The organism is Parafrankia discariae, assembly GCF_000373365.1.
GTDB lineage: Bacteria > Actinomycetota > Actinomycetes > Frankiales > Frankiaceae > Parafrankia > Parafrankia discariae.
Genome location: NZ_KB891116.1, coordinates 1 through 8,482, shown reverse-complemented (window position 1 = coordinate 8,482; position 8,482 = coordinate 1). Strand labels below are relative to the sequence as shown.

At 72.9% G+C, this 8,482-nt stretch carries 6 protein-coding genes; all 6 read left to right on the top strand.

The window, feature by feature from the left end; all coding sequences use genetic code 11:
- The first annotated feature begins 331 nt into the window (after nt 1-331).
- The 6 genes from B056_RS0105705 (at nt 332) to B056_RS0105680 (ending at nt 8,220) form a co-directional block, all read left to right on the top strand.
- Nucleotides 332-1,027 carry a hypothetical protein gene (locus B056_RS0105705; RefSeq protein ID WP_268258346.1) on the top strand — a complete coding sequence of 232 codons (696 nt, stop codon included), beginning with the start codon at nt 332-334 and terminating at the stop codon, nt 1,025-1,027.
- Nucleotides 1,024-1,704 (top strand): pilin, encoded by a 681-nt coding sequence (locus tag B056_RS0105700; RefSeq protein ID WP_154676855.1) that lies wholly within the window; start codon nt 1,024-1,026, stop codon nt 1,702-1,704. The genes B056_RS0105705 and B056_RS0105700 overlap by 4 nt, the downstream gene beginning before the upstream one ends.
- Nucleotides 1,705-2,096: 392 nt before the next feature.
- Complete coding sequence (locus tag B056_RS0105695; protein WP_230202838.1) at nt 2,097-2,999, top strand: hypothetical protein; 903 nt, start codon at nt 2,097-2,099, stop codon at nt 2,997-2,999.
- A gap of 64 nt (nt 3,000-3,063) precedes the next feature.
- Nucleotides 3,064-4,026: a PrgI family protein gene (locus tag B056_RS0105690; RefSeq protein ID WP_035750236.1), complete on the top strand. Its 963-nt coding sequence runs from the start codon at nt 3,064-3,066 to the stop codon at nt 4,024-4,026.
- A complete protein-coding gene (locus B056_RS0105685) occupies nt 4,023-6,002 on the top strand; it encodes a VirB4 family type IV secretion system protein (RefSeq protein WP_018500932.1) in 1,980 nt (659 codons plus the stop codon). The genes B056_RS0105690 and B056_RS0105685 overlap by 4 nt, the downstream gene beginning before the upstream one ends.
- Nucleotides 6,003-6,201: 199 nt before the next feature.
- Nucleotides 6,202-8,220 (top strand): helicase HerA domain-containing protein, encoded by a 2,019-nt coding sequence (locus B056_RS0105680; protein WP_018500931.1) that lies wholly within the window; start codon nt 6,202-6,204, stop codon nt 8,218-8,220.
- The last annotated feature ends 262 nt before the right edge of the window (nt 8,221-8,482 follow it).

The window sequence follows — 8,482 nt, the reverse complement described above, 5'->3', positions numbered from 1 at the left end:
AGGGGCGCTGGTGTTCGGGTGGCTGTTCGGGTCCGAGTGAAGTCCAGGGCGTCTGACGGTGATCTGACACTGATCTGACTCTGATCATCTGCGGGGTTCGCGGCGATGTTTCTGATCAGAGTCAGATCACCGTCAGATCAGTGTCAGATCACCGTCAGGTCGCGTCCGGACGCATCTTCGCCGCGCTGACCTGGGTGTGGATGAGTGTCAGATCACCGTCAGATGGGGTGTGGCGTCCTTGGGGCCGACCGGAACACAGGGCCTCACGGACGGGAGTCCACCCATGGCGGTACACGACTTTGGGGACACGGCGGAGTCATCGTTGGATCTGGTGGAGGCAGCGTTCCTGACGCTGGCGGATTCCTCCGCCGCGCTGGGGGTGAACGGCGCCGATATTCCGGGCATGGCGGACCGGTGGTTCGGCCTGCGGGAATTGCGAGTGGAATTGGCCCGGCCGCAGACGTCGGTGGCGACGCGGCAGGCGGTGTGGGCGTTTCTCCTGCGTTCGCGGGAGATGGATGCGTGGAAGGTGGCGGCGGTGGGGATGGCGATGCCGGCGCTGCGGCATATCACCGCCACCCTGGCCCCGGTGTATCGCGGTGACATCGCCGATCTCGACGCGGAGGTGCTGACCGGGTTTGTCGACGTGCTGTCCGGGCTCCCGGTGGGGGCGCGGGGAATCCCGATGCGGTTGGTGTTCGGGGCGCTCCGGGCGGGGTTGGTGGAGGTGGTGTCTTACCGCAAGCCCGGGATGGACATTCCGGTCCTGGACGCGGTGCCGCGCTGGCCGTGGCTGGACGCGCGGTGGTTGCTGGCGCAGGCGACCGAACGGGGGGTGATCAGCCCGGTGGACGCGCGCCTGCTGCTGGTGAACCGGGTGCGGGGGGTGGCGTTGGCGGAGTTGTCCGCGCGGGGCCGTACCCCGGGTGAGGAGTTGGCGGTGCGTCGCCGCCGGGCGGAACGGGACCTGGTGGCCGCGGTCGCGGCTGGCCGGGTCGGCCCCGGGACCGGCGGTGAGGGCCGATGACGGGCCGAGGCCACACCCTGCTCCGGCACACACGTAGGGCTGTGCAGGGTGCGGGCAGCCTGCTGCGCCGCCTGCGGGGATTGGGTTCGCCCGCCGTGTGGGTGGCGGTGGCCGGAGGGCTGGCCGCGGCGGGGTGGCTGCTCACGCAACCCGGCGGGGAGCCGGCCGGGGCGGGGGTGCTGGTGCCGTGCGGGTCGGTGGTGGACCTGGCCCGGGTGGGCTGCGCGGTGCTGGCCGGCTCGCTGACGATCCTGCTTCTGGGGGCCGGCGGTGGCGCGGTGGAGCGGTCGTCGCGGCGAGGGCGGCGGCGTGAGGATCTGCTGCGGCTCGCGGTTGGGTGCGTGGTCGTCGTCGTGCTGCTGGTCGTGCTCTCCGATGTGGCGGGGGCCGCGGCGGTCGTGACGGGGCAGCAGGCTCCGCCGCCGCCGGCGCCGGTGTCGACCGCGCCGGATCTGAACACGGTGCTGAACAACGCGAGGAACTGGCTGATGGGGATCCTTGCCACGGTCGCGACGTTCTTCTTCACCCTCGGGGCCGCGCGATATGGGAGCGCGAACGGTGATCCCGGGGAGGTGGAGCGGGCGAAAGGCGCGTTCCGTAACGCCGCGATCGGGTACAGCCTGGCGGTCCTGGCGCCGTTGGTGTTGCAGGCGTTGCGTTCGGTGGTCGGGGCCTGATGTTCCGGCCAGGGCGGAAGCCGCGGCGGCCCCGGGTGTGGGGGTGGCGGGTCGGGGTGGTCGTGTGCGTGCTGGCGGTGGGTGCTGGGGTGCTGGGGGTGGTGGGGGCGCAGGCCGCGGTCCCGGCCGCACCGGCACCGTCGCCCGCCGCACCGGCTCCGGCGGGCCCTCCGGGGCCGGGGGTGGAGCCCGCCGACCCCAGCCCGCAGGTCCCCTCGGTCGTGCCGGCTCCCTCCGGCGGGGATGCGCCTGTTCCCTCCGGCGGGCCCTCCCCCGAGGGCTCCGAGGAGGCACCGGCGCCGACCGCGGTGCCAGGACAGGTGCCAGCGCCACCGTCCGCACAGCCGGCCCCGACCGCCCCCGCCCCTGACAGTGGTGGTGGTGGTGGAGTGGTGGGCACGCTGTTCGGCTGGGCGGACATCCCCGGGCGGATCCTGCGGGCGATCAATGGCTGGTTTGAGGGGCTCGTCGAGGCGGCGTTGGAGCCGGTCGTGCGTCTGCTCGGCCAGACCATTCTGAGCACTCCGGATGTGACGGAGCAGCCGCGGATCCGCCAGCTGTGGGCGGGCAGCGTGCTGATCGCGAACAGTGTGATGCTGCTGGTGTTGATGGCTGGTGGGGTCGCGGCGATGGGTTACGACAGTGTGCAGACCCGCGCCACCGCCAAGGAAATGCTCCCTCGGATGATCCTCGGGTTCGGGGAGGCGAACCTGAGCCTGCCGCTGATCGGCTGGTCGATCTCCGCCGCGAACGCCTTGTCCCGTGCGTTCACGACCATGGGTGGGTTCGATGCGAGCGGGGCGTTCGGTGATTTGCTGACGGTGCTGGCGGCGGGGCGGATCCACGGCATCTTCCTGGTCTTGTTGCTGATCGGCGTGGTCGGGATGATCGTGATGCTGCTCGTCGGCTGGGTGATCCGGGTGATCGTGCTGATGGGGCTGGCGGTGACCGGTCCGCTGATGCTGATCTGCCGGGGCCTGCCGTGGACGGAGCACATCGCGAACCTGTACTGGCGGGCCGCGGTGGGCTGTCTGGCGGTGCAGGTCGGCCAGTCGGTGCTGCTCGTCCTGGGTGTGCGGGTGCTGTTCGCCACCGATGACGGGGCGTTCCACCCGGTGGGCGTCGCGGACAGTCTCGGCAACATTCTGACCGCCGCTGGGCTGTTCTACGTCGCGATCCGCCTGCAATCCACGGTGATGCGCACCGTCATGGGTGGCGGCCGTTCCACCGTCGTGTCGCTGGTGAAGTACCGGCTGTTGCGCCAGGGCCTCCACAGGCTCGGCATCCCCCTCTAACCGCCGCCTCCGGCGTTCTCTCTCTCCTTCTTGTCGCTCTGTGGCCTGAAAGGTCGTGTTTGCTATGCCCGAAACCTCCCGATCTGATCGGGTTCGGATTCCGTCTGATGTGGATCGGCCGGATCGGATCCTGGCCGGGTTGACCGCCCGTCAGCTGACGCTGCTGGCCCCGCCGGTCCTGCTCGCGGTCGCGGTGTACTGGACCGCCTCGCCGTATCTGCCGCTGCCGGTGGTGGCGGTGCTGGTGGTGCCGTTGCTCGGCGGCGGCGCCGCTCTCGCGCTCGGGCAGCGCGGAGGGGTGACCGCGGACCGGTACGCTGCCGCCGCCCTGGCCCACCACCGTGCCCCCAAGCTCCACCTCGCCGCCCCCGAAGGGATCCCCGCGCAGCCTGGCTGGCTACCTGACATCCCCGCCGCCCGCCGTCGTACGCCGGTGGCGGCGAGGCCGCTGGCCGGCGGGGTGGACGCGGCTGGGGTGCTCGACCTGCGCGGCGCGGTCGGGGTCGTCGCCGAAGTGGCGGGGGTGAACCTCGCCCTCGCCGGCGACAGCGACACCGGGCGGAAGGTCGCCGGGTATGCGCGGATGCTCAACGCGCTGTCCGGCCGGATCCAGATCACCATCCGCGGGGTGCCGGTCCGCCTCGACCCGCACACCGACCGGCTACGCACCCTGGCCGAGCAGGCGCCTCATCCGGCATTGGCCGCCGCGGCCCGTGACCACGCCCACTTCCTCGGCGATATCGCGGCGAGCCGGCGGTTGCGGAGCCGGCAGATCCTGCTCACCGCCTACGAACCCATCCCCGCGCTGCGTGGCGGCCGGGACAGTGCCGCGGCGGCGGCGGCGCGCCGTCTCGAGGAAGCCCTCGGCCTGCTCGCCGCCGCCGGCCTACGCGGGCGGATCCTGTCCGGCCCCGAGCTGACCAGCCTGCTGGCCTCCGCCGCCGACCCGGCAGGTCCACCACCGCCCGAGGGTGCCACCGCTGCCGGTCCGGTCCTCGGACCGGCGCGGACGGGAGGCCGTCGATGAGCCGCCGCAACCGGCTGCACGTCGCCGAGCAGGGTGCACCGTCCCGCAGCCGCCGGCCCCTGCGCCCCACCCGCGGGCAGGGGCCGGGGCAGGGGCTGCCGGTCGAGGGTCCGGCGCTGTTCACCCCACCCGCGCTGCTGGTCGATGCCGGGCAGATCGAAGTCAGCGGCATCTGCGCGACCACGATCAGCGTGGTCGGCTACCCGCGTGAGGTCGGGCCGGGATGGATGGAGCCGCTGCTGGCCTACCCGGGCCGCCTCGACGTCGCCCTGCACATCGACCCGACCCCGCCCGCGGTGGCGGCGCTGCGGCTGCGCCGCCAGCTGAGCCGGCTCGAGTCCGGCCGCCGCGCCGACGCGCAGGCGGGAAAGCTCGCCGACCCGGAGCTGGACGCCGCCGCCCAGGACGCCGGGGAGCTGGCCCGTCAGGTCGCGCGTGGTGAGGCACGGCTGTTCCGCGTCGGGTTGTACCTGACCGTCTACGCCGACAGCCGCGAGCAGCTCGCGGAGGAGGCGGCGCGGGTCACCGCGCTGGCGCACAGTCTGCTGCTCACGGTGCGCCGCGCCCGGTACCGCACGGTGCAGGGCTGGGTCAGCACCCTGCCCCTGGGCCTGGACCTGCTCCAGATCCGCCGGGCGATGGACACCCAGGCCCTCGCCGCCGGGATCCCGTTCACCACCCCCGACCTACCCCTACCCGACGTGGACCGCACCGGGGCCGCCCCGGTTGCCTATGGGACGAATCTGCACTCGGCGGGCCTGGTGATGCATGACCGGTGGGCGCAGCCGAACTACAACTCCGTGACCACCGGCGCGTCGGGCGCCGGCAAAAGCTTCCTCACGAAGCTCGACGTTCTGCGCTCCCTCTACCAGGGCGTTGAGGTCGCCGTCGTGGATCCGGAGGACGAGTACAGCCGGCTCGCCACCGCCGTCGGGGGCACCCGCCTCGCACTCGGGGAGCCTGGGGTGCACCTCAACCCCCTCGACCTGCCCGCCCACTCCCACCACGACCCCGACCTCCTCACGCGCCGGGCCCTGTTCTGCCACACGTTGATCACCACCCTGCTTGGTGACCCCACCGCCGATGACGGCGGTGGTCTGGGCGCGGGGGGTCGGGCGGTGTTGGACGCGGCGATCCTGAGCGCCTACCACGCTGCCGGGATCACCCACGACCGGGCCACCTGGACTCGGCCCGCCCCGCTGCTCGCCGACGTCGCCGCCGCCCTGCGCAGCGCGGAGGACCCGGCCGGCCCGGCACTCGCCGCCCGCCTCGCCCCGTTTACCTCCGGGTCGCATGCCGGTCTGTTCGCTCACCCGACCACGACCCAGCCCACCGGGCATCTCGTCGTCTACTCGCTGCGCGCCCTGCCCGACGAGCTGAAAGCCGCCGGCACCCTGCTCACCCTGGACGCGATCTGGCGGACCGTCGCCGACCCGGCCCGACGCCGGCGGCGCCTCGTGGTGGTGGATGAGGGGTGGCTGCTGATGGCCCACCCCGCCGGCGCCAAGTTCCTTTTCCGCCTCGCGAAAGCCGCCCGTAAGCACTGGGCAGGTCTGGCCGTGGCAACGCAGGACTCCGCCGACCTGCTCGGTTCCGAGCTCGGCCGGGCGGTCGTCGCGAACGCGGCCACCCAGATCCTGCTCCGCCAGGACCCCAGCGTGATCGACGAGCTGCGTCGGGTCTACAAGCTCACCGACGGCGAAGCCACCCAGCTACTCACCGCCGGCCCCGGCGACGCCCTGCTGCTGACCGGAACCGGGCAGCGCACCGCCCTACACGCCCTGGCCTCCCCCGCCGAACACACCCTGATCACCACAGACCCGGCCGACACCACCACCACCGCCACTCCCACCGACACGGGATCGCTCGACCCGGGCTGGGTCGAACGCCCCGCCGTCGCGGACACCGGGCCGGGTCGCGCTGCTCGCCGACCGGCCACCCGCCGGCCGGTGGACGACGACGCCGACCCGTTCTAACCCGGCCCCTCTGCGCCGGGTGGTGCCGCCGCCCGGAACCCCGGCGGCGGCCCCACCCGGACCGCCTCACCTCTGCCACGTCCTGTTTGCCCTGCTCACATGCCTGGAGGCATGCATGATTCACGCTGCTCCAACCCCTCCGGCGGGGCTCCTCCCCGTCCCTCCTCCACCCCCTCCGCCCCCGGCTCCGGCGCCGGAGTTGCCGGGGTGGTTCACCGACCCCGACCGGATCGTCTCCGGTCTGCAGGCGTGGCTGGCTGGCCACGCCGGCTGGTGGCCCCTCGCCCTGCTCGCCGTCGCCCTGCTCCTGGCCGTGGAGTACGGCCGCGGCCGGGTCCGGGCCCATCGGCATGCGGTGCTGTGCGAGGGGGCGCGGACGGTGGAGATCCTCACCCCACCCGAGGTGTCCGCCCACGCCGCGGAGATCTTCTGGGGTCAGATGGGTGGCCTGCAACGGGCGCGCTGGGACCGGCTGGTTCACGGCCAGCCGCATCTGGGCTGGGAACTGCTCGCCACCCGCGCGGGCACGGTGATCCGGCTGTGGGTCCCGGGGCCGGTGCCACCGGGGATGGTGGAGCGGGCGGTGCAGGCCGCGTGGCCCGGTGCCCGGACCACGACCCGGCCGGCGAGCGCGCCGCTGCCGGACTATGCGCTGGCGATCGGTGGGCAGCTGCGTCTGGCCCAGGTCGACGTGCTCCCGCTGCGCGCGGACCCCTCCGGGGACCCGATCCGCTCGTTGCTCAGTGCCGCCTCCGAACTCGACGACCACGAAGCCGCGGTCGTGCAGCTGCTCGCCCGGCCGGTGACCGGTCGGCGGCTGCGTTTGGCGCGGCGGGCGGCGGCGCGTCAGCGGGGCCAGTACACCCCCAGCCTGCCCGGCCGCGCCCTCGACCTGATCACCCCGCATGCCGGGCCCCGCCCAGCCCCTGGGCAGGTGGTGGGCAAGGCCGGGCCGACACCGCCGGAAGACTCCGCCGCCTCCCGCGCGATCGGCCTCAAAGCAGTCGGCCCCCGCTGGGAAGCCACCGTCACCTACGCCGCCGCCCACCTCGCCCCACCGATGACCAAGATCGGGCAGAAGGCCGCGGTGATGATGCTGCGCGGCCGAGCCCACGCCCTGGCCTCCGCGTTCGCGTTGTACGCCGGGCACAACTATCTACGCCGCCTGAAACTGCCGCACCCGGTGCCGCTGCTGGCCGCCCGCCAGCTGCGCCGCGGGGACCTGCTCGCCGTCAGTGAGCTCGCCGCCCTCGCGCACCTTCCCCTCGACACCGCCGTCCCGGGGCTGTCCCGGGCCGGGGCCGCGGCCGTCGCACCCCCGGCCGGGATCCCCGAAGCCGGACCCCGGGTCAAGCCACTCGGGGAAACCGAGGCCGGCCGGCGCCGCGCGGTGGGGTTGAACGTCGCAGACGCCCGCCACCACGTCCACGTCGTCGGCGCCACCGGGTCGGGGAAATCGACGCTGCTCGCGAACATGATCCTCGCCGATGCGGAAGCCGGCCGCGGGCTGGCGGTCTTCGACCCGAAAGGCGACCTGGTCAACGACGTCCTCGCCCGCCTGCCCGCCGACGCGGCCGACCGGGTCGTGCTCCTCGACCCCGAGGACCCCGTGCCCCCGCCCTGTTTGAACATCCTCGACGGCGGTGACGCCGATCTGGCTACCGACCAGCTGGTCGGGATCTTCCGGCGGATCTGGGCTGACTCGTGGGGGCCGCGGACCGATGACCTGCTGCGCGCGACCTGCCTGACCCTGCTGGAACGGCGCACCCGCACCGGGATCACCCCGACGTTGGGCGACGTCGTCAAGGTCCTCACCGAACCGGACACCCGACGTAAAGCCACCACGGGGGTGACCGATCCGATCCTGGCTAGTTTCTGGACCTGGTACGAGCGGCTCTCCGACGGTGCCCGCGCGGCGGCGATCGGCCCGATCCTGAACAAACTCCGCGCCCTACTCCTGCGCACGTTCGCCCGCCAGGCCCTGGCCGCCGGACCCTCCACCGTGGACCTGCGGCAGGTCCTGGACCGCGGCGGGATCCTCCTCGTCCGCATCCCCAAAGGCGTGATCGGGGAAGACGCCTCCCGCATCGTCGGGTCGATCGTGCTCGCGAAGATCTGGCAGACCGTCCTGCACCGGGCCCGTCTGCACCCCGACCAGCGTCCCGACGCCACCTGTTTTCTTGACGAGGCGGTGCGCCACGAAGCGCTGCAGGTCTGAAGGCGGCAGGTAGCCGCTGATGACCGTAACACCGGGTGGGGTGAAAGGACCCACCGCCAGCCAGTCGCAGCTGGCTGGTGAAGCTGAGGACAGTCCGATCCGGGAAACGCCGGTGAGGGCGGGAGCAGTCCTGACAACGACGGGACGGCCTGGAACTACCAGACAGGCCGGGTCCGGCAAGCGAGACGGAAAGGTGTACGAGAGGAACCGGCGTGTGAAGCCCCGTAAGCGAGGAACCAGCTCCAATCTGGTGGATATGGGC